The 21,001-nt window shown below is 70.8% G+C and carries 21 protein-coding genes; 11 read left to right on the top strand and 10 right to left on the bottom strand.

Going from position 1 to position 21,001, the window contains the following annotated elements:
* Positions 1 to 127 precede the first annotated feature (127 nt).
* On the bottom strand, positions 128 to 292 hold the full coding sequence (locus ABD350_RS25015) for a hypothetical protein (protein WP_344350581.1): 165 nt from the start codon (positions 290 to 292) through the stop codon (positions 128 to 130).
* Positions 293 to 403: 111 nt separating this feature from the next.
* Between ABD350_RS25015 and ABD350_RS25010 the strand changes: the two genes are divergently transcribed.
* Together ABD350_RS25010 and ABD350_RS25005 are read left to right on the top strand one after the other, a co-directional pair.
* Positions 404 to 1,264, top strand: a complete 861-nt coding sequence (locus ABD350_RS25010; protein ID WP_344350580.1) for an SCO4651 family lipoprotein — start codon at positions 404 to 406, stop codon at positions 1,262 to 1,264.
* 117 nt (positions 1,265 to 1,381) lie between these two features.
* Complete coding sequence (locus tag ABD350_RS25005) at positions 1,382 to 1,543, top strand: hypothetical protein (RefSeq protein WP_189986689.1); 162 nt, start codon at positions 1,382 to 1,384, stop codon at positions 1,541 to 1,543.
* A 24-nt stretch (positions 1,544 to 1,567) separates the two neighbouring features.
* Here ABD350_RS25005 and ABD350_RS25000 read toward each other — a convergent pair whose 3' ends face one another.
* Positions 1,568 to 1,876, bottom strand: coding sequence for a metal-sensitive transcriptional regulator (locus tag ABD350_RS25000; RefSeq protein WP_030744446.1), 309 nt, complete (start codon positions 1,874 to 1,876; stop codon positions 1,568 to 1,570).
* A gap of 215 nt (positions 1,877 to 2,091) precedes the next feature.
* Here ABD350_RS25000 and ABD350_RS24995 point away from each other — a divergent pair, with 215 nt between their 5' ends.
* On the top strand, positions 2,092 to 2,712 hold the full coding sequence (locus tag ABD350_RS24995; RefSeq protein WP_015493282.1) for a DUF47 domain-containing protein: 621 nt from the start codon (positions 2,092 to 2,094) through the stop codon (positions 2,710 to 2,712).
* 7 nt (positions 2,713 to 2,719) lie between these two features.
* The gene (locus ABD350_RS24990) at positions 2,720 to 3,718 is read left to right on the top strand and encodes an inorganic phosphate transporter (RefSeq protein WP_344350578.1); all 999 of its coding nucleotides are present in this window, start codon (positions 2,720 to 2,722) and stop codon (positions 3,716 to 3,718) included.
* Between the two features lie 135 nt (positions 3,719 to 3,853).
* On the opposite strand, the gene pstB is transcribed toward ABD350_RS24990, so the two are convergent.
* The 4 genes from pstB to pstS all read right to left on the bottom strand — a co-directional run bounded on the left by pstB (position 3,854) and on the right by pstS (position 8,005).
* Entirely contained in the window at positions 3,854 to 4,630 is a 777-nt protein-coding gene (pstB, locus tag ABD350_RS24985; RefSeq protein ID WP_344350576.1) for a phosphate ABC transporter ATP-binding protein PstB, read from the bottom strand.
* Between the two features lie 82 nt (positions 4,631 to 4,712).
* Positions 4,713 to 5,759 (bottom strand): phosphate ABC transporter permease PstA, encoded by a 1,047-nt coding sequence (pstA, locus tag ABD350_RS24980; RefSeq protein ID WP_344350574.1) that lies wholly within the window; start codon positions 5,757 to 5,759, stop codon positions 4,713 to 4,715.
* Entirely contained in the window at positions 5,756 to 6,760 is a 1,005-nt protein-coding gene (gene pstC, locus ABD350_RS24975) for a phosphate ABC transporter permease subunit PstC (protein WP_344350573.1), read from the bottom strand. The genes pstA and pstC overlap by 4 nt, the downstream gene beginning before the upstream one ends.
* 117 nt (positions 6,761 to 6,877) lie before the next feature.
* Positions 6,878 to 8,005: a phosphate ABC transporter substrate-binding protein PstS gene (gene pstS, locus ABD350_RS24970; protein ID WP_344350572.1), complete on the bottom strand. Its 1,128-nt coding sequence runs from the start codon at positions 8,003 to 8,005 to the stop codon at positions 6,878 to 6,880.
* 330 nt (positions 8,006 to 8,335) lie between these two features.
* On the opposite strand from pstS, the gene ABD350_RS24965 reads away from it, so the two are divergent.
* Positions 8,336 to 9,898, top strand: coding sequence for an FAD-binding oxidoreductase (locus ABD350_RS24965; RefSeq protein ID WP_344350571.1), 1,563 nt, complete (start codon positions 8,336 to 8,338; stop codon positions 9,896 to 9,898).
* Between the two features lie 48 nt (positions 9,899 to 9,946).
* Here the strand turns inward: ABD350_RS24965 and ABD350_RS24960 are convergent, their stop codons facing one another.
* The 3 genes from ABD350_RS24960 to ABD350_RS24950 form a co-directional block, all read right to left on the bottom strand.
* The gene (locus ABD350_RS24960; protein WP_344350570.1) at positions 9,947 to 10,642 is read right to left on the bottom strand and encodes a phosphatase PAP2 family protein; all 696 of its coding nucleotides are present in this window, start codon (positions 10,640 to 10,642) and stop codon (positions 9,947 to 9,949) included.
* A gap of 230 nt (positions 10,643 to 10,872) precedes the next feature.
* Positions 10,873 to 11,874, bottom strand: coding sequence for a C40 family peptidase (locus ABD350_RS24955; RefSeq protein WP_344350569.1), 1,002 nt, complete (start codon positions 11,872 to 11,874; stop codon positions 10,873 to 10,875).
* A gap of 133 nt (positions 11,875 to 12,007) precedes the next feature.
* Positions 12,008 to 12,778 carry a trypsin-like serine peptidase gene (locus ABD350_RS24950; RefSeq protein ID WP_344350568.1) on the bottom strand — a complete coding sequence of 257 codons (771 nt, stop codon included), beginning with the start codon at positions 12,776 to 12,778 and terminating at the stop codon, positions 12,008 to 12,010.
* Between the two features lie 368 nt (positions 12,779 to 13,146).
* Between ABD350_RS24950 and ABD350_RS24945 the strand changes: the two genes are divergently transcribed.
* The 6 genes from ABD350_RS24945 (at position 13,147) to ABD350_RS24920 (ending at position 20,342) form a co-directional block, all read left to right on the top strand.
* Entirely contained in the window at positions 13,147 to 13,455 is a 309-nt protein-coding gene (locus ABD350_RS24945; RefSeq protein WP_014673544.1) for a hypothetical protein, read from the top strand.
* A gap of 171 nt (positions 13,456 to 13,626) precedes the next feature.
* Positions 13,627 to 14,472, top strand: coding sequence for a DUF8175 domain-containg protein (locus ABD350_RS24940; RefSeq protein ID WP_344350567.1), 846 nt, complete (start codon positions 13,627 to 13,629; stop codon positions 14,470 to 14,472).
* Positions 14,462 to 15,829, top strand: coding sequence for a hypothetical protein (locus tag ABD350_RS24935; RefSeq protein WP_344350565.1), 1,368 nt, complete (start codon positions 14,462 to 14,464; stop codon positions 15,827 to 15,829). The genes ABD350_RS24940 and ABD350_RS24935 overlap by 11 nt, the downstream gene beginning before the upstream one ends.
* Positions 15,826 to 17,379: an SCO6880 family protein gene (locus ABD350_RS24930; RefSeq protein WP_344350563.1), complete on the top strand. Its 1,554-nt coding sequence runs from the start codon at positions 15,826 to 15,828 to the stop codon at positions 17,377 to 17,379. The genes ABD350_RS24935 and ABD350_RS24930 overlap by 4 nt, the downstream gene beginning before the upstream one ends.
* Positions 17,380 to 17,393: 14 nt before the next feature.
* The gene (locus ABD350_RS24925) at positions 17,394 to 18,806 is read left to right on the top strand and encodes an ATP-binding protein (protein ID WP_344350562.1); all 1,413 of its coding nucleotides are present in this window, start codon (positions 17,394 to 17,396) and stop codon (positions 18,804 to 18,806) included.
* Between the two features lie 12 nt (positions 18,807 to 18,818).
* Positions 18,819 to 20,342, top strand: a complete 1,524-nt coding sequence (locus tag ABD350_RS24920) for a type IV secretory system conjugative DNA transfer family protein (protein ID WP_344350561.1) — start codon at positions 18,819 to 18,821, stop codon at positions 20,340 to 20,342.
* On the opposite strand, the gene ABD350_RS24915 is transcribed toward ABD350_RS24920, so the two are convergent.
* Positions 20,339 to 20,905: a GNAT family N-acetyltransferase gene (locus ABD350_RS24915; RefSeq protein ID WP_344350560.1), complete on the bottom strand. Its 567-nt coding sequence runs from the start codon at positions 20,903 to 20,905 to the stop codon at positions 20,339 to 20,341. The genes ABD350_RS24920 and ABD350_RS24915 overlap by 4 nt on opposite strands.
* Positions 20,906 to 21,001 lie beyond the last annotated feature (96 nt).

Genomic DNA, 21,001 nt, shown 5'->3' with positions numbered 1-21,001 from the left:
CGGACGGCGGCCCACGGCCGCCCGGCCGGGGCGGACCGGCGGGGCCAGGTCGCTCCCGCCCTGTCCGGCCGCCGCTCACCCGAGAAGACACCGGGGCGGCCGCCGGAAGACACCGGGGCCCCGGCGGTCAGCCGGCCGCCGTGTGCGTCTCCGCGTCCGTACGGGCCTGGCTGCGGGCGCGGCGGGCGGGGCCGCGCCAGCCGCAGGTGCAGCGGGCCACGCAGAAGCGGCCCTGTTCGGTCGTCGTGGTGCGGTGCTCCGGCCCGTCCTGCTGCCCCGAGGTGACTGCCACACCGACCACCGTACCCAGCGCGCCCGGCGGCGCGTGACGGTGCTCCCCAGCCGTCGTTATCCGGACGACGGGGGGCCCGTGACGGACACACCGGCTGGGGGTAGGCAGGCGATGGATCGGCGGCAGCACAGACGCGCGGGCGGGACGGTCGCCGCGACGGTCATCCTCCTCGGCCTCGCGGCGGGCGCCTGCGGCCACTTGGGCGGCGGGGCCGCCGCCGACGACGTCAAGGGCGCGGGCGACCCCGTCGGCGCGCTGCACCGGGCCGCGCGGGCGCTGCGGGACGCGGGCAGCTCCAAGGCCGGCACCGCCATGGAGATGGCCACCGGCGGCACCCGCGTCACCATCCGGGGCCGGGGCGTCTACGACTACCGTCGGCGCCTCGGCCGGCTCACCGTGATGCTCCCCGCGGACCCCACCGGCGCCGCCGGACACCGGCCCATCACCGAACTCCTCACCCCGGGCGCGCTGTACATGAAGAACCGGGGCGCGGGCGTGCCCGCCGACAAGTGGGTGCGGGTGGAGACCGCGACGCTGTCCGACGGCAATCTGGTCACCGGCGGCGCCACCGACCCGTACGTGGCGGCCGAGCTGCTGCGCGGGACCCGCGAGGCGGTCTTCGTGGGCCACACCGAGGTGGCGGGGACGGCCGTACGCCACTACCGGGGCACCGCCGACCTGGGCCACGCGGCCCGGTACGCCTCGGCCGAGAACCGGGCGGCGCTGGCCGCGGCGGCGAAAGGGTTCGCCACGGCCCGGGTGCCGTTCGACGCCTACCTGGACGACGAGGGCCGCATCCGCAAGCTCCGGCAGCGCTTCAGCTTCTCCAACGGGCACGCCAAGGCCACCGTCGCGGTCGCCTCCACCCTGCTGCTGTACGGCTTCGGCGCGCCCGCGGACATCCGGCTGCCGGCCCCGGCGGACATCTATACGGGCCGGGTCTCCGGGGACGAGACCGGCGAGAGCGGCTGATTCCGGCCAGTCACTAGTCCCAGACGTCCTTGAGTAAGTAGCCCGTCCGTGCCATGCGCGGTGTGTAGACCACTGCCTACCCTAGGAGGCGGTGACGGCAGGGAAGAGGTGAGGCGGGTGGCTCCGGTCGGCGGCACGGCGGTTCAGGACCACGTGGCCCTCGCCGAGATCGAACTCTGCGGAGAGCTGATCATCGCGGCCTCGGCCGCCGAGGACCGGCTCAGCCTGGAGAGCATCGACGCCGTGCTGCGCGTCGCCGAGGAGCGGGATCCGGACTGAGCGCGGCCCGCGCCGCCGGACCGCTCAGGTGCGCAGCAGGCGGCCGATCGCCTTCGTCGCCTCGTCCACCTTCGCGTCGATCTCGTCGCCGCCCTTGACGGCCGCGTCCGCCACGCAGTGCCGCAGGTGCTCCTCCAGCAGCTGGAGGGCGAAGGACTGCAGGGCCTTGGTGGAGGCGGAGACCTGCGTGAGTATGTCGATGCAGTAGGTGTCCTCGTCCACCATCCGCTGCAGGCCGCGGATCTGCCCCTCGATGCGGCGCAGCCGCTTGAGGTGCTCGTCCTTCTGCTTGTGGTAGCCGTGCGTGGCGCCGGCCTCGGTCGTCGTCGTCATCGCGGGCCTCCGTCTCGGGACGAGCTGCGGACAAAAGGGACACATACCCCTACTGGGTATATGGTAACGAACTTTGCGGGGTAAGGGGGCCTTCGTACGCCCCTGTGCTCATCACCGCGGTCGATGGGCGACACTGGGATGCGGCCCGTTAGCCGTGGCCGGATGATGCGCCTAGCATCAGCCTGACCGAAACCGAAGCACCCCGAGGACCCCACGTGCGCTTTCGTCTGACCCCCAGGGAGACGAGCTTCTACGACATGTTCGCCGCGTCCGCGGACAACATCGTCACGGGCTCGAAACTCCTGATGGAACTGCTCGGGGCGGACTCCTCCGCCCGGGCCGAGATCGCAGAGCGTATGCGGGCCGCGGAACACGCAGGTGACGACGCCACGCATGCGATCTTCCACCAGCTGAACTCCTCGTTCATCACGCCGTTCGACCGGGAGGACATCTACGCCCTCGCCGGTTCCCTGGACGACATCATGGACTTCATGGAGGAAGCCGTCGACCTGGTCGTCCTCTACAACGTCGAGGAACTGCCCAAGGGCGTCGAGCAGCAGATCGAGGTCCTGGCCCGCGCGGCGGAGCTGACGGCCGAGGCCATGCCGAACCTCCGCACCATGGACAACCTCACCGAGTACTGGATCGAGGTCAACCGGCTGGAGAACCAGGCCGACCAGATCCACCGCAAGCTGCTCGCCCACCTCTTCAACGGCAAGTACGACGCCATCGAGGTGCTGAAGCTCAAGCAGATCGTGGACGTCCTCGAAGAGGCGGCGGACGCGTTCGAGCACGTGGCGAACACGGTGGAGACCATCGCCGTCAAGGAGTCCTGAGGCGTCGATGGACACCTTCGCCCTGATCGCGACCGTCGCGGTCGCGCTCTTCTTCACGTACACGAACGGCTTCCACGACTCGGCGAACGCCATCGCCACCTCGGTGTCGACGCGGGCGCTGACCCCGCGGGCGGCGCTCGCCATGGCGGCCGTGATGAACCTGGCCGGCGCCTTCCTGGGCTCCGGCGTCGCCAAGACGGTCAGCGAGGGCCTGATCGAGACGCCCCGCGGCTCGACGGGGATGGGCATCCTCTTCGCGGCCCTGGTCGGCGCGATCGTCTGGAACCTGGTCACCTGGTACTTCGGCCTGCCGTCGTCCTCCTCGCACGCCCTGTTCGGCGGCATGGTGGGAGCGGCGCTGGCGGGCGGCACCGACGTGCTCTGGAGCGGGGTGCTGGAGAAGGTCGTCATCCCGATGTTCGTCTCCCCGTTCGTCGGCCTGATCGTCGGCTATCTGGTCATGACGGCGATCATGTGGCTGTTCCGGCGGTCCAACCCGCACAAGGCCAAGCGCGGCTTCCGCATCGCCCAGACCGTCTCCGCCGCCGGCATGGCCCTCGGCCACGGTCTCCAGGACGCCCAGAAGACGATGGGTGTCGTGGTGCTGGCCCTGGTCATTTCCGGCCACGAGACGTTCGGCGACCCGATCCCGGTCTGGGTGAAGATCGTCTGCGCGGTGATGCTGTCCCTGGGCACGTACGCCGGCGGCTGGCGGATCATGCGCACCCTGGGCCGCAAGATCATCGAGCTGGACCCGCCTCAGGGGTTCGCGGCCGAGGCCACCGGCGCGTCGATCATGTTCACCACCGCGTTCATCTTCAAGGCACCGATCTCCACCACCCATGTCATCACCTCGGCGATCATGGGCGTGGGCGCGACCAAGCGGGTCAACGCGGTCCGCTGGGGCGTGGCCAAGAACATCGTCCTGGGCTGGTTCATCACCATGCCGGCGGCGGCCCTGGTCGCGGCCCTGGCCTTCGGCATCGTGAAGCTGGTGGCCCTGTAGGACCCCGCCCCGCGTAACGCGACGGGCCCGCCCCCGGGAGCTGGGGCGGGCCCTTCTGCGTCCTCGCGGTGGCACCGCCATGCAGCACCGCGAGGGGTCCCTCCCGCCCCGGACCGGGCCGGGGCGGGGAGCCGGTCAGCCGAAGCGGCCGGAGATGTAGTCCTCCGTGGCCTGGACCGAGGGGTTGGAGAAGATCCGCTCGGTGTCGTCGATCTCCACCAGCCGGCCCGGCTGACCCACGGCGGCCAGGTTGAAGAACGCCGTACGGTCCGAGACCCGCGCCGCCTGCTGCATGTTGTGGGTCACGATGACGATCGTGAACCGCTCCTTCAGCTCGCCGATCAGGTCCTCGATGGCGAGCGTGGAGATCGGGTCCAGGGCCGAGCACGGCTCGTCCATGAGCAGCACCTTCGGCTCGACCGCGATGGCCCGCGCGATGCACAGGCGCTGCTGCTGACCGCCGGAGAGCCCGGAGCCGGGCTTGTTCAGCCGGTCCTTGACCTCGTTCCAGAGGTTCGCGCCCTTGAGCGACTTCTCGACGATGTCGTTCAGCTCGCTCTTCTTGTAATCGCCGTTCAGCCGCAGGCCCGCCGCCACGTTGTCGAAGATCGACATCGTGGGGAACGGGTTGGGGCGCTGGAAGACCATGCCCACCTCGCGGCGCACGGACACCGGGTCGACCCCGGCGCCGTACAGGTCCTCGGCGTCCAGGAGCACCTTTCCCTCGACGCGCCCGCCGGGGGTGACCTCGTGCATCCGGTTCAGGGTGCGCAGGAACGTCGACTTGCCGCAGCCGGAGGGGCCGATGAACGCCGTCACCGAGCGCGGCTCGACCGTCATCGAGATGTCCTCGATCGCCTTGTGGGAGCCGTAGTAGGCGGTGAGCCCGCTTACGTCGATTCGCTTGGCCATGTCTGCTTCACTTCCAGGAATTCAAGCTCGGTCGCTGTGGGGCCGCGTCGGCGGCCGGCCAGGCGGCGGTGGCCGCACGGAATCAGCGCGGGGCCTTCCAGCGGGCGATGCCGCGGGCCACCAGGTTGAGGATCATCACGAAGGCGATCAGCGTGAGGGACGCCGCCCAGGCGCGGTCGTACGCCGCGTCGTTGCCCGCCGCGTACTGCTGGTAGATGTACAGCGGCAGCGACGCCTGGGCGCCCTCGAACGGGTTGTTGTTGATGAAGGGGTTGCCGAACACCAGCAGCAGTACCGGCGCGGTCTCGCCCGCGATCCGGGCGACGGCGAGCATGACACCGGTGGTGATGCCGCCGATGGAGGTCGGCAGGACCACCTTCAGGATGGTCCGCCACTTGGGCACGCCGAGCGCCAGGGAGGCCTCGCGCAGCTCGTTCGGGACGAGCTTGAGCATCTCCTCGGTGGAGCGGACGACGACCGGCATCATCAGGATGGCCAGGGCCAGCGACCCGGCGAAGCCGAACGGCTCCAGGTCGAGGATGAGCATCAGGCTGAGGATGAACAGGCCCGCGACGATCGACGGGATGCCCGTCATGACGTCGACGAAGAAGGTCACCGCCTGGGCGAGCCGGCCGCGCCCGTACTCCACCAGGTAGATGGCGGTGAGCACGCCGATCGGGGCGCCGATGAGGGTGGCGAGGCCGACCTGCTCCAGGCTGCCGATGAGGGCGTGGTAGATGCCGCCGCCGGTCTCGGTGTCGGCGACGATGCCCATGGAGTGGGTGAGGAAGTGGACGTCGAGCACCTTCACGCCGCGAGAGACGGTCGTCCACACCAGGGAGACCAGCGGGACGACGGCGAGCAGGAAGGCGACCCAGACCAGCGAGGTGGCGATCCGGTCCTTGGCCTGCCGGCGGCCCTCCACCCGGGCGGCGATGCCGTAGGTGCCGAGGATGAACAGGATCGCGGCGAGCAGGCCCCACTGGATCTCGCTGTCCAGGCCCGCGCCGAGGCCGATGCCCACCGCCACGGCGACGGACCCGGCGGCGATGGCCCACGGGGACCACTTGGGCAGGCGGGCGCCGCTCAGCGACCCGGGACGCTTGTCGGTGACGGCTGCGGTGCTCATGCGTTGGCCCCCGAGTACTCCTTGCGGCGGGCGATGATCGCGCGGGCCGCGCCGTTGACCAGCAGCGTGATAACGAAGAGGACCAGACCGGAGGCGATCAGCGCGTCCCGGCCCTGCTCGGTGGCCTCGCCGAACTTGCTGGCGATGTTCTGGGCGAAGGTGCCGCCGCCGGGGTTCAGCAGGCTGGCGTGGATGTCGTAGTCCGGGGAGAGCACGGTGGCCACGGCCATCGTCTCGCCGAGGGCGCGGCCGAGGCCGAGCATGGACGCGGAGATCACACCGGAGCGGCCGAAGGGCAGGACGGACATCCGGACGACCTCCCAGCGGGTGGCGCCGAGGGCCAGGGCGGCCTCCTCGTGCATCCGCGGGACCTGCCGGAACACCTCGCGGCTGACGTTGGTGATGATCGGCAGGATCATGATCGCCAGCAGGATGCCGACGGCGAGCATGGTCCGGGGAGCGCCCTCCTCCCAGGCGAGGATCCCGGTCCAGCCGAGGTAGGTGTCCAGCCAGCCGTACAGGCCGCGCAGGTGCGGCACCAGGATCAGGGCGCCCCACAGGCCGTAGACGATGGACGGCACGGCGGCGAGCAGGTCGATCACATAGGCGATCGGGCCGCTCAGCCGGCGCGGGGCGTAGTGGGTGAGGAAGAGCGCGATCGCGACGGCGATCGGGACCGCGATGACCATGGCGATCACCGAGGAGACGATGGTGCCGAAGACCAGCACCGCGATGCCGAAGACCGGCGGGTTGAGGTTGGTGTTCCACTCGAAGGTGGTCAGGAAGTTCCCGTGGTCCTTGCTGATCGCGAGGGAGGCGCGGTAGGTGAGGAAGACCGCGATCGCGGCCATGATCACCAGCAGCAGGATGCCGGAGCCGCGCGACAGGCCGAGGAAGATGCGGTCGCCGGGCCGGGTGGCGCCGCGGGCCGCGCGCTTGCGTTCGGCGAGCGAGGGCTGGGAGGCGGGGGGAGGAACGTCGGTTGTCGTCGATATGTCCATCGGGTTCTCCGGTCTGCTAAGCCACGGCCCCCGCCGGGGGCGCGGCTCGTGGCGGCGGTGCACCGGACGGTGCGGCCCGGCCCGGGCGGGCGCCGGGCCGCACACTCACGGATCAGGTCAGCTCAGGCCCTCGATGGTGGTGCGGACCTTGGCGATGATCTCGTCGGGGATCGGGGCGTAGTCGTTCTGCGTCAGCACCTTCTGGCCGTCCTCGCCGGCGATGTAGCGCAGGAACGCCTTGGTGGCGGGCAGGGTGTCGGCCTTGTTGCCCTTGTCGCAGACGATCTCGTAGGTGACCAGGGTGATCGGGTAGGCGCCCTCGGCCTTGGTCTTGTAGTCGAGCTGGAGCGCCAGGTCCTTGCCGGTGCCGACGACCTTGGCCGCGGCGATGCCCGCGGTGGCCGACTCGGTGGACGGCTTCACCGGGGTCTTGGCGCCGGTGGCGATGGCGACGGTGTCGATGCCCTTGGCGTAGGACAGCTCGAAGTAGCCGATCGCGCCGGAGTTCTGCTTGACGCCCTGGGCCACGCCGGCCGAACCGGAGGCCGCCTGGCCGCCCTGCGCCTGCCAGGCCTTGCCACCGGAGTACTTCCAGTTCTCGGGCGTGGTGGCGAGCAGGTACTTGGTGAAGTTGTCCGTGGTGCCGGAGTCCTCGGAGCGGTGGAAGGCCTGAATCTTCAGGTCGGGAAGCTTCGCGTCGGGGTTGAGCTTCTTGATCTGCGGGTCGTTCCAGCTCTTGATCTCGCTGTCGAAGATCTTGGCGATCGTCGGGGCGTCCAGGACCAGGTTGTCCACGCCGGGGACGTTGTAGCCGAGGGCGATCGGGCCGCCGACCATCGGCAGGTCGATGCCCTGGCCGCCCTTGCAGATCTTCTGGGAGGCGGTGACTTCCTCCGGCTTCAGCGCGGAGTCGGAACCGGCGAACGCGATCTGGCCCTGGGTGAAGGAGGTGACACCGGCGCCGGAGCCGGCGCCCTTGTAGTTGATCTGCACCTTGCAGGCCTGGGAGAAGGCCTTGACCCAGGCGTCGATCGCGTTCTTCTGCGCGGAGGAGCCGTCCGCGAGCAGCTGGCCCTTGGCGTCGCCGCACTTGATGGAGCCGGTGTTCGCGGCGGCGGACGTGCCCCCCGAGGCGTTGCCGCTGCCGTTGTCGTCGGAGCCGCACGCCGTCAGGGCCAGGGCGCTGGAGACGGCGACAGCACCGAGAGAGAGGGCGCGCAGCCGGTTCTTGCGCTGAAGCTTCACTTTCGGGAGTTCCTTCCAGGAGCCGCCGCGATCGGGCGGCGCGCGAGATAAGCGAGTGCGGTGCGCGCGAACGCAATCCATGCCGCACTCCGCACCGGGTACGGCCGAAATTAGGCAGAACAGGTGAAGCCGCCGATGGCCAGAAATGAACGCAGAGTGAACCCCTGCCGTCGGCCTGGTTAGGTCACGGAATGCTCACGGGGAGAGCACATGGAGGTTCCGACGAGACGGTCACCCGCACACGCGTACGCCGTTCCTCACCCGTTCGGCGGAACCCCAGGGCGCGGGGCACCGTCTCGTTCCACGAGGGCCGACGAAAGGGCGACGGACATGGAACGGCGTACGTTCATCTCGGGCGGCGCGGCCGCCCTGGCGACAACCGCGCTGACCGCGTGCGGAGCGGGCGACGGCTCCGCCACGCCCACGGCACCGCTGACGGGCGCGGTCTCCCTCGGCGCCCTGCGGACCACCGGCTCGGCCAGGGCCGCCGCGAACTGGACGGCCCTCGCCCGGGACCTGGACGGCACCCTCGTACGGCCCGGCGACGCCTCCTGGAAGACCGCCCACCAGCTCTACAACACCCGCTTCGACAGCCTGAAACCGGCCGCGGTCGCCTACGTGGCGCACCCCGCCGACATCCGGACCACCCTGGCGTACGCCCGGGCGCACGGCGTCAAGGTCGCCATCCGCAACGGCGGCCACTCCTACGCCGGCTACTCCTCCGGCGACCAGCGGCTGATCGTCGACGTGTCCCGGCTGAACCGGATCCGGGTCAGCGGCGGCCAGGCCGTCGTCGGCGCCGGCGCCAAGCTGATCGACGTCTACCGCGCGCTCGCCGCGAAGGGCGTGACCATACCCGCCGGCTCCTGCCCCAGCGTCGGCGTCTCCGGCCTGGTGCTCGGCGGCGGCCACGGCGTCGCCTCCCGCGCCTACGGCCTGACCTGCGACAGCCTCACCCAGGCCACCCTGATCACCGCCGACGGCACCCAGCTCACCGCCGACACCCGCCACCACGCCGACCTGTTCTGGGCGCTGCGCGGCGCGGGCAACGGCAACTTCGGCATCGTCACCGAACTGCACTTCAGGACCCACACCGCGCCGCAGGCCGTCACCGCCTACCTGACCTGGCCGTGGTCCAAGGCCGCCAAGGTACTCAAGGCCTGGCAGGAGTGGGGACCGTCCCAGCCCGACGAGATCTGGTCCTCCCTGCACCTGGCCTGCTCGCCGGGCCGCACCCCCACCGTCTCCGTCTCCTGCTTCTCCCTCGGCACCTACCGCGAGCTGCAGAACGCCGTGGACCGCCTGGCCCACCTGGCCGGTGCCAACGCCCGCTCCGTCTCCCTGCGCCGCCGCGGCTACGAGGAGGCCATGGAGATCTACGCCGGCTGCTCCTCCTTCGCCACCGACGCCCAGTGCCATCTGCCGGGCTCCACCCCGGGCCGCTCCCCGCAGGGCCGGCTCGGCCGGGAGACGTACGCCGCCCGCTCCGACTTCTTCGACCGCTCGCTGTCCGCGGCCGGCATCCAGACCGTGCTGAAGCAGATCGCCGCGGTGCGCGGCGGTGGCGGCAGCATCGCCTTCACGGCACTCGGCGGCGCGGTCAACCGGGTCTCCCCGACCGCCACCGCGTTCGTCCACCGGCGCTCGCGGATGCTGGCCCAGTACCTCGCCTCCTGGGGCGCGGGAGCCACCGGTGCCACGGCGCAGTCCTGGCTGACGTCGGCGCACAAGGCGATGGCGCCGTACGCCTCCGGCGCGGCCTACCAGAACTACACCGACCCCACGCTGAAGAACTGGAAGAAGGCGTACTACGGGGACGCGGCCGCGCGGCTGGGCAAGGTGAAGAAGCAGTACGACCCCACGAGGTTCTTCTCGTCCCCGCAGGGGCTGTAGGAACGGTCACGGCCGGCCCTTCGCCGAGGAGGGGCCGGCCGCCGCCGGCTACGCGGCCAGGTCGCGTTCCCCGGATTCCGCCGAGCGGCGCGCACCGGGCAGCACCGGGACACCCGGCGCCGTCCGCCGCCGTATGAGCCGGCCCGCCCGGGGCGAGCGCTCCACCGCCCGCATCAGCGGCGTGAGCAGCGCCATGGCCAGCGGGGACAGCAGCAGCACGACGGCCGTGCCCAGCGCGAAACCGCCCACGACGTCCGTCGGGTAGTGCACGCCCATATAGACCCGGCAGAAGCCCTCCAGCAGGGCCAGGCCGATGCCGGCGAGGCCGAAGCGGCGGTTGGCGACGAAGAGGCCGACGCCGAGCGCCATCGTGAGCGTCGCGTGATCGCTGACGAAGGAGAAGTCGTCCTTGCCGGAGACCAGGACGTCCAGGCCCTGATGGTCCCGGAAGGGGCGGGGGCGCTCCACGAAGCCCCGTATCGGGATGTTCACCAGCACCGCGATGCCCGCCGCGAGCGGCGCCCACACCAGCGCGGCCACCGACGGCGCCGCCTCCTCGCCACCCCGGCGCCGCACGCCCCACCAGCACCACAGGACCAGCAGCACCATGGCGAGCAGCAGTCCGTACTCGCCGACGAACTCCATGACCCGGTCGAACCAGTGCGGCGCGTCCTTGGCCAGGCCGTTAATGTCGTACAGCAGGCCGACGTCGGGGTTCGATCCGGATTCGGCGAGTACAGCCATGGTGCTGCGGCCCCTTCGTCGTTCGTCCGGACGCACCGGGTGTGCGTCGCTCCAGCCCCCCGTGGTTCGTAGATCCGCTTCCGCTGCACTGCCGCACTGACGTCCGCTCGGCTACGTCAACAGGAACGCACGGGCACCATGAATACGTTCCACTCTCCACTGAATGATCACGCAGACGTTATCGAAGAGAGACTCGTCACCGCAGCTCAGGGAACAGCTTCACGCATCGTTCACACCGCCGTGGGAAGTGCTTGCGCGCCCTCCTCCGTTACCCGTGTCGCGCCGAAGTAGTCCGGGGTGTCGATCGGGTCGAAGCGGATCACGGCGCCGGTGCGCGGGGCATCGATCATGTACCCGCCGCCGACGTAGATCCCCACGTGCCGGATGGCCCGCGAGTTGGTGAGGTCGTCGGAGAAGAACACCAGGTCACCGGGGAGCAGCTCGTCCCGCGAGGGGTGCGGTCCGGCGTTGTACTGGTCGTTGGCCACACGCGGCAGGGGAATCCCGACCTTCTCGTACGCGGCCTTGGTCAGCCCCGAGCAGTCGAAGCGCCCGCCCTGCTCCGGGGTGCCGTTGCCGCCCCACAGGTACGGCGTGCCGAGCCGGCTCTGCGCGAAGGCGATGGCACCGGCGGCCTGCCGGGACGGGTCGAGCCGGCTGACCGGCGCGGCGAAGCTCTTCTCCAGGCTGCGGATCCGCTTGACGTAGTTCCGCGTCTCGCTGATGGCCGGCACCCCGCCCGCCCGGATCACCCGGTAGGCGCCCGCGTTGTAGGCCGCGAGCATGTTGTCGGTGACGTCGCCGGGCACGTCCTCGACGTACTTCGCCAGTTCGCAGTCGTACGAGGCGGCCGACGGAATGGCGTCGTCCGGGTCCCAGATGTCCCGCTTGCCGTCGCCGTCGCCGTCGATGCCGTGCGTCGCCCAGGTGCTGGGGATGAACTGCGCGATACCGCGCGCGTCGGCCGGACTGACGACGGTCGGGTTCCACCCGCTCTCCTGGTACAGCTGCGCGGCGAGCAGCGCGGGCGTGAGCGCCGGGCACAGATTGCCCCACCGCTGCACCAACGACTTGTAGGCGGCCGGCACCGCCCCCTTCGCCAGCCCCCGGCTCCCCGACGTCACCCCGTTGACCAGGTTTCCGGCCACCATGTACACACCGACGACCAGCAGCATCACGAAGCTCACGCCGAGCGCGACGGCCGCCCCACCGATCACCCATGACTTCCGCACGGTTCAACTTTCCCCCATACCGGCCAGATCCTGGAGCCCCTTCTCATGATGTGGCGTCATTTCGCGCCCGCCTCCGCGCACATGAGGCCGCCGCGGTCGCCACGGCACCGGGCACCGGCACCGGCGAGGCGGGTCAGGAACCTTCGGCCGCCTCCGCGTACAGCTCCGCCGCCGCGCACCCCAGCACCACGCTGTACGAGGTCCCGGGCGTGCTGCCGCCCTCCTCGTGACCGCCGAGGACACCGACGATCTCGTGGTCCCCGTTCACCCAGGGACTGCCGCTGGTGCCACTGGTGAAATCGGGGCAGTCGACGCGCTGTTGGGTACGGCTGTGCGGCACCGGCTTGTCGGTGCAGGTGACGGGGACCTCGCGGGAGCCCGGATAACCGGTGACGGTCACCGCGGTGGCGCCGGTGGCCACGCCGGGCCTGAACCGGTAGCCGCCCACCACGTCCTCCACCCGGCCCCCGTCCCGCCCGGCCACGGCGGCGAAGGCGAGGTCGCTGTCCTCGTCCCGGTCCCGGGCCCATCCGCCGGGCAGGAACCGCCGCGTCACCTTCCACACCCCGTACGGCGCCCGCCCGCCGCGGTAGCCCGGCACGAACACCAGGCCGCGATCGGGGTCGTCCAGACAATGGGCGGCGGTGACGATCAGATCGCCGTGCGGGCTGTGCGCCACCGACGCGGTGCAGAAGTGACCGCCGGCCGGCCCGCCCGCCCCGTCCGCGGCGAACAGCGCGCCCACCCGCGCGCTCCACCGGTTCGCGGCGGCGTCCACGGTGACCCCGAACGGCCCCGTCCCGTCGTCGGCGGACGCCACGGAGGCCGAGGTCAGCGCGAGCAGCACCACGGCGCCGAGCAGCGCGGGACGCGAGGTGACCGAGCCACGTGAGATGCGCTTCATCGGTCTCCAGTCTCACCGTCAAAGGTGAGAAGGCGACCACGAGTTCCCTGAGATTTCCCTGTGAATCCGCGCGGCCCCCCAAAGTGCGCCCGTGAGAACATCGAGACGACAGCTCACCCGGCCGGCCGTCACCACCGAGCAGGTCGTAAGGGGGTCAACGACGGAACCACACACCAGGTTCCGCTCCGACCTCATTGCCCGGCGTGACCTGCCGTGATACACAGAGTGACGGTAGGTGCCGCGCATACGAAACCTGCCAGTGAATGACGCCAAGTCGACATACGTTGGCGAGGTTGTCGGCGACAATGAGGCCTGACCTCTGCGCCCGCAGGGGCTCGCGGAACTACCCACCAGGGGCGGTGACTTACATGCTCTTTGCGGCCGACAAGGGAGACATCAACACCATCATCGGCGGGATCGCTCCGGACTGGGGCCCCTTCGGCAGCCTGGGCAACGAAGCCAAGGTGATGATCGAGGTGGTCATGGCCGTCGCCATCCTGCTCTGCCTCGGCATCGCGGTATGGGGCGCGGCCAAGCAGCGTATCGGTGCCACGGCCCTGCGGGACACCTTCAGCGCGGAGCAGGGCAAGGGCCTGATCATCGCCGGCCTCACCGGGGTCTTCATCATCGGCTCCCTCGGCACACTGTTCACCATCGTGTACGGCATGGCGGTGTAGCCCCGCCCGTCCCGGGCACGCCCGGCCACGGCTGTCCCCTCCACCCCACCCGTCCGTCGTGCCCACCGGCTGAGGTTGCGTTTCCCTGATGTCGAGTCACCACACCGCGCCCGCGCGGGAACCAGCACGGCTACCGTCGTATGTCTACGAGGTGGAGGGGGCGTACGCGGCATGAGTCCCGGAGACGAACAGGGTTACCGCGACTACCAGGGCTACGGCGACCACCCGTCGCCGGGCCAGACCCGGACCCGCCTCCCCGACCCCGACCCCTACGGCGGCGCCCCCCGCCGCCCCCAGCGCTCCTCCTCCAGGAGCCTGATCACGGTGGTCGGCGTGGTGGTCCTCCTCATCGCCGCCATCGCCTTCGCGAACCGGGGCAACGGAGAAACAAACCCGGACCCGACGACGAAGAGCGACCAGCCGAAGGCCGCCGCCACCGCCCCCACCGGAACCAAGCCGGTCAACGCACCCCCCGGCACCATCCCCTCCGGCTTCCCCCACACCCCCCAGGGCGCCCAGAGCGCGGCGGCGAACTACGCGGTGGCACTGGGGTCGGCCGACATGTTCAACAAACCCCGCCGTGACGCCATCATTCAGGCCCTGATGACCCCGTCCAAGGCAGCCGGATTCGAGGCGGCGTTGGACAAGGCGTACACCCCCGCCTTCGCCAAGGCCCTCGGCCTGAACGATGACGGCACCGCTCCGCAGGGCTACACGTTCGTGTCACGCACGAGCCCCATCGGCACGAAGCTCACCGAGACCACCGACAACACGGCGACGGTCGAGGTCTGGTGCAGCGGCCTACTCGGTCTCGCGGGCGAGAAGTCCACGAACCCGGTCACCAACAGCTGGTTCACCATCACGATGAAGCTCGATTGGGTCGCCGGTGACTGGAAGATCGTCACGCACTCCCAGAAAGAGGGCCCAGCGCCCGTCCCCGGCGATGACAGGGCCTCCAGCTCAGATGAGATGTCGAAGGCCGTCGATGAGTACGGAGGGTTCACCTATGCGCGCTAACCGCCGCGTACTCACGCTGGCCGGCGCCGTCGCGACCGTTCAGACGGCCGCCGTTCTCATGGCCGCGCGTGCCTTCGCCGCCCCTACGCCTACGCCGACGGACCCGTCCTCGCCGTCCCCGACGCCGACCCCGACGGCCACGAAGAGCACCGGCGCCTGTGACCTGGTGCCTGGCGCCGCCCGGGACCAGTGCGAGAGGGAAAACGGCTCCTCCGGCACCTCCCCCTCCGGCCCCGACAACCCCCTCGCCGACACCCTCGACCCCCTCTCCTCGCTGGCCAAGGGCTGCGCCGAGGCCGCCTCCTGGACCGTCGACAAGCTCGGTAAGGCCGTCAAGGAGACCGCTACCGTCGACTTCACCAATCAGGCGTTCCTGAAGCAGTACGCCATCGTCTTCGCCGCCTCCACCATCCTGACCCTCCTGCTGTGGCTGCTCGCCGTGGCCAAGCGCGCGGTGCGCGGCGTGCCGCTGACCACCGCGATCACCGAAGCCGTCGGCTTCCTCTGGCTCACCGTGCTGGCCTCCGCCTTCACCCCGCTGATCCTGTACACCGTCGTCTCGGCCACGGACGGCGTCACCGACGTCCTCGCCAAAGCCACCGGCGACCAGGCCGACACGTTCTTCGGCACCTTCTCCGGCGCCCTGAAGAAGGGCGACGACATCGGCGGCGGCCCCATCATGCTGATCGTCGTCTCCCTGGTCAGCATCCTCGCCGCCGGCGTCCTCTGGCTGGAACTGGTCATCCGCGCCGCTCTCCTCTACGTCGGCGCCCTCCTCGGCACCGTCGTCTACGCGGGCCTCGTGGACAAGAACCTGTGGGGCCACGTCCGCCGCTGGGCCGGCATCATGATCGCCGTCATCCTCGTCAAACCCGTCATCGTGATCGTCCTCGGCCTGGCCGGCGCCCTGTCCGGCGACAACGGCCCCGACGCCTTCTCCGCCGTCGTCTCCGGCCTCGCCATCATCCTGCTCGCCATCTTCGCCAGCGCGATGATCTACCGCTTCGTCCCCGGCTTCGGCGACGAGATCGCCAGCGGCCGCAACAACCGCATCATGCGGGGCGCGGAGGGCAAGGCCGCCGCCGTCATCAGCTCTCCCGCCACCCTCGTCGCGCAGGGCATCAAGACCCACAGCACCCGCGCCGACAGCAACGCGGCGGCCGGCCAGTCGAGCAGCACCCCGCGCCAGTCCAACCCCGCCTCCGGCGGCGTCGCCGCCCACAGCAGCCGTACCCCGGCCGGGAACGGCGGCGGAACCGTCCCCTCCGCCACGCCCGCGCCCCGCGCGGCCAGCCCGGTCAACACCCCGCACGCCAGCAACACCCGCAACAACCGCTCGGGAGGTGAAGGGCGTTGACGACCGAGTCCCACCTGTCCCATCCGGTCACGCCCCGCCGTACGTATCTCATCGGCCGCGCCCGGCCGAACGCGATCATCGGCCGGAACCGTGAATCCGGCGAGATCGCCCTGATCATCGCCGGCGCGTTCCTCGGCATGATGTGCGGCCTCCTCGTACCGGTCCTGCCCCTGCGCATCGCGCTGCTGACGGGGTTCCCCCTGCTCGCGCTCGCCGCGGTCTACGTGCCGTACAAGCACCGCACCTTCTACAAGTGGTTCGAGATCAACCGCTCGTACAAGCGGACCGTCAAGCGCGCGGCCGTCTACCGGTCCGGCGCCATGGAGGCCGGCACCCGGCTCGACGGCCGGGAGATCGAGGTCGGCCCGCCGCCCGGCATCGGCCGCATCACCTGGCTCGCCGCGCCCTTCGGTCCGGACGAGATCGCCGTCCTGCTGCACGCCGACCGCAAGACGGTCACCGCCGCCATCGAGATCGAGGGCCCCGGCGTCGGCCTGCGCGACTCCGAGGACCAGGAGGCCCTGGTCGACCGCTTCGGCACGCTGCTCAAGCACGTCGCCAACGGGGACGGCTTCGTCACCCGGCTGCAGATGCTCGCCCGCACCCTGCCCGCCGACCCCGACGCGCACGCCAAGGACGTCGCCGTGCGCGGCGACGACCGCTCCCCCGACTGGCTCCAGAGCTCCTACGACCAGCTTCAGTCCATGGTCTCCACCAGCAGCGAGCAGCACCGCGCCTACCTCGTCGCCTGCATGCACTACAGCCGGGAACTGGCCACCGAGGCGCACGCCATGGCCCGCGCGACCCGCACCCGCGGCAAGGTGGACCGGGACGCCGGACTCGCCGTCGTCATGGCCCGCGAGCTGACCGACATCTGCTCCCGGCTCCAGGAGGCCGACATCCGGGTCCGCCAGCCGCTCGGCCAGGGCCGGCTGGCCTCCCTGATCCACTCCATGTACGACCCGGACCACCCCATCGACCACATCCAGGCGATGACCCAGCGCAACGCCTGGCCGGCCGAGCTGGACGCCGTGGAGCCCACCTATCTCCAGGCCAAGACCCGCGAGTCCAGCACCCGCGCCCCCTGGTGCCATGCCACCGCCTGGGTGAAGGAGTGGCCGATGACCCCCGTCGGCGTCAACTTCCTCGCCCCGCTCCTCGTCCACACCCCGGACGTCATCCGCACGGTCGCCGTGACCATGGACCTGGAACCCACCGAGGTCGCCATCGAGCGGATGCTGACCGAGAAGACCAACGACGAGGCCGAGGCGTCCCGCGCCGCGAAGATGAACCGGACCGTCGACCCCCGGGACATCGCCGCCCACAACCGGCTCGACCAGCGCGGCGAGGACCTCGCCAGCGGCGCCGCCGGCGTCAACCTGGTCGGCTACATCACCGTCTCCGCCCGCTCCCCGGAGGCCCTCAACCGCGACAAGCGCACGATAAGGGCCTCCGCCGGCAAGTCGTACCTCAAGCTGGAGTGGTGCGACCGAGAGCACCACCGCGCCTTCGTGAACACACTTCCGTTCGCCACCGGCATCCGAAGGTAGGGGCTGATTCTCCGATGCGGGATCCGCTGTCCGTCCTCACCGAGGCCTTCACCTCCTTCCTGTTCGGGAAGGTGGAGACGACCCGGCCGCCGGTGCGCACCTCCACGGGCCAGGCCCAGGCGGTCTACCTGCCCACGGCCGCGCCCGGCCTCGGCGACTCCGGCGTCATCATCGGCCGCGAGGTGTACTCCGGGAAGGGCTACATCTACGACCCCTTCCAGCTGTACGGCCAGCAGCTGCCGGCCCCGCACTGGCTGGTCCTCGGCGAGTCCGGCAACGGCAAGTCGGCGCTGGAGAAGACGTACGTCCTGCGCCAGCTCCGCTTCAAGGACCGCCAGGTCGTCGTCCTGGACGCGCAGGGCGAGGACGGCGTCGGCGAGTGGAACCTGATCGCCGAGGAGCTGGGGATAACCCCCATCCGGCTCGACCCGACGGCCGCCCTCAATCACGGCATCCGGCTCAACCCGCTGGACCCGGCGATCACCACGACCGGGCAGCTCGCCCTGTTGCGGACCATTATCGAGGTCGCCATGGGCCACGGCCTGGACGAGCGGGCCGGCTTCGCCCTGAAGGTCGCGCACTCCTTCGTCAACGAGACGATCACCGACCGCCAGCCGGTCCTCTCCGACATCGTGGAGCAGCTACGGCACCCCGAGCCGGAGTCGGCGGAGGCGATGAACGTCGCCATAGACGACGTACGGGCCTGGGGCCTGGACGTCGCCCTGGTCCTGGACCGCCTGGTCGACGGCGACCTGCGCGGCATGTTCGACGGCCCGACCACGGTCGGCATCGACCTCGACGCACCCCTGATCGTCTTCGACCTCTCCCACATCGACCGCAACTCCATCGCCATGCCGATCCTCATGGCGATCGTCGGTGTGTGGCTGGAGCACACCTGGATCCGCCCCGACCGGAAGAAGCGCATCTTCCTCGTCGAGGAGGCCTGGCACATCATCAACAGCCCGTTCGTGGCCCAGCTGTTCCAGCGGCTGCTGAAGTTCGGGCGCCGGCTCGGCCTGTCCTTCGTCGCGGTCGTCCACCATCTGTCCGACGTGGTCGACGGGGCGGCGGCCAAGGAGGCGGCGGCCATCCTGAAGATGGCCTCGACCAGGACGATCTACGCCCAGAAGGCGGACGAGGCAAGAGCCACCGGCCGGGTCCTGGGCCTGCCCCGCTGGGCGGTCGAGATCATCCCCACGCTGACGCCCGGTATCGCGGTCTGGGACGTCAACGGCAATGTCCAGGTGGTCAAACACCTGGTCACGGAGACGGAACGGCCGCTGGTCTTCACCGACCGCGCCATGACCGAGTCGGCCAGCGACCTGGCGGCCGACGACGCCCTGCGCGCGGCCGAGCTGGAGGCCGAGCAGCGGGCGGCGGCCTTCGTGGAACAGCACCTGGGCGACTCCGAGTCGACGGTGGCCTAGAGGGAGTACAGCGTGAGACCGGACGATCGCCGTGACATCCGCCGGGAGCGCCAGGGCGGCATCCCCGACGGCCTGCTGATCGGCATCCTCGCGTTCCTCCTCGGCATGACCGTCCTGGTGTGGACGGCCACCGGCCTGGCCGCCCGGTTCGCCCAGGGCGCCTGGCCGGACGGCGTCACCTTCACCCGCACTCCCCTGGCCATGCGTCACCTGATCGGCCGGCCGCACGACCTCCCCGGCGCCTGGCCGGACACCCCGCCCGCCCAGCTGCCCGGCTGGGGCCTGTTCTGGGGCCTGTTCCTCGGCCAGCTGATGATCCTCTTCGTCCTCACGGTGTTCGCGATGGGCACGGTGGCCCGGTGGCGGGCGGCCAGGCCACGACGGGCCACCGCGACCCGGGACGCCCTGCGGAACCCCGCGCCCACCGAGCCGCGGTACGAGGCCCAGCAGCCGCGCTACGAGGCCCCGGACCCCCGCTACGACGTCCCGGAGCCCCGCCACGAGGTTCCCGTGCCGCGCGCGGAGCCGCACCCGGTGGAGCCCGCGGGGCAGACGGCGCCGCCGCCTCCTCCTCCCCTTCCCCTCCCCGCCGACGGCGACCGGGCGGGCGGCTGGGACAAGGTCCTCCTCGCGCCCAGGGAGGGCCGGCAGACGGCCGCGGCCCAGGCCGTACGGGACGCCGAGGGCCCCGTCGTCCTCGTCACCTCCAACCCGGCGCTGTGGGCGGAGACCAAGGACATCCGGGCCAAGCTGGGCCCCACCCTGCTCTACGACCCCACGCACCTGTGCGACACCCCGGCCCGCCTGCACTGGTCCCCCACGGCTGGCTGCGAGGACAGACAGACGGCACTGCACCGGGCGACGGCACTGCTCGCCCCCGTACGGCCCACCGCCCGGAACGATCAGGCGGTGGCCGACACCGCGACCATCCTCCTGCGCAGCTACCTGCACGCCGCCGCCCTGGAGAACCGGACCATCCGGCATGTGCACCGCTGGTCGCAGGGCACCCAGGTCCAGGACGCCGTGCGCACCCTGCGCACCCATCCCAAGGCCGCGCCCGGCGCCGCCGGCGAACTGGAGGCGGCACTCACCGCGCATCCCGAACGCCGGGACATCGCGCAGGAGCTGACGAGCAGGGCCCTGTCGGCGCTCTTCACGGTGAACATCCGGGAGGCGTGCACGCCCCATCGAACCGATGCCCTCGCCCTGGATTCCTTCGTCCATGAAGGGGGCACGCTTTATATGGTCGGTGCATCCATCGAGGACCCACGGAGCAATCCGGGCGCGATGCCGCTCCTGACGGCCCTCGTCTCCAGCGTGGTCGAGCGCGGCCGGCGCATGGCCGAACGGTCATCCTCCGGTCGGCTCGACCCACCACTGACCCTGGTCCTGGACGACATCGCGGCCGTGGCTCCGCTCCCGGAGCTGCCCGGCCTGCTGGCCACCGGAGCCGACCAGGGCCTGCCGACGCTCGCCCTGCTCCGCTCCCGCGAACAGGCCCGCGCCCGCTGGCCGCACCAGGAACTGCCCGTCTAGGACGGCCGCTCCAGGACGAACTCCAGCTCGTTCGCGGTCTCGTCCTGGGCGAAGGACACGATGAGTCCGCTGGGCGCGAACCCGATCCTGCGGTAGGCGGCCTGGGCCCGGGTGTTGTCCTCGTGGACGAACAGCCGCACCCGCTCGGCGTCCTGCTGCCACGCCCAGGCCAGGCCGGCCGTGAACAGTGCCTCGATCAGTCCGTTGCCCCGGTGCTCCGGCCGTACGAAGACGCCCACCGCGTGTCCTTGCCGCCGTTCAACCGGGTTGCCGGCCCAGTCCCGGGTGCCGGGCTCCTCCAGGAGCACGGTGACGGAGCCGCCCCAGGTCCCGTCGGGTGCCTCGGCGATGAACTGATGGGCGGTGTCGGAGCCCGTACCGGATCCGACGGCCCGGTCCCGCCAGAAGGAGTCGGGCTTGCTCGCGGCGTTCTCGTAGGTCTCCAGGAAGGCGAGGTGCGCGACGGGGTCCCGGAGCGCGTCCAGCCGCAGCTGCTTCACCCGTTCCCAGTCGTCGGGACGTATGGCGCGAACGACATAGTCGTTCCTGGTGACAGCGGTCATGCGGCCACCGTAGACCAATCCCCTGGGCCCGTAACGCAGAAAACCCCCGCACCATACGATGCGGGGGTTTTCCCTAAAAATTGTTCGGCGGCGTCC

The organism is Streptomyces nogalater (assembly GCF_039532885.1).
Taxonomy (GTDB): Bacteria; Actinomycetota; Actinomycetes; order Streptomycetales; family Streptomycetaceae; genus Streptomyces; species Streptomyces nogalater.
Note: the sequence above shows the minus strand (reverse complement) of the source record. Positions and strands in the feature narration are given on the sequence as shown.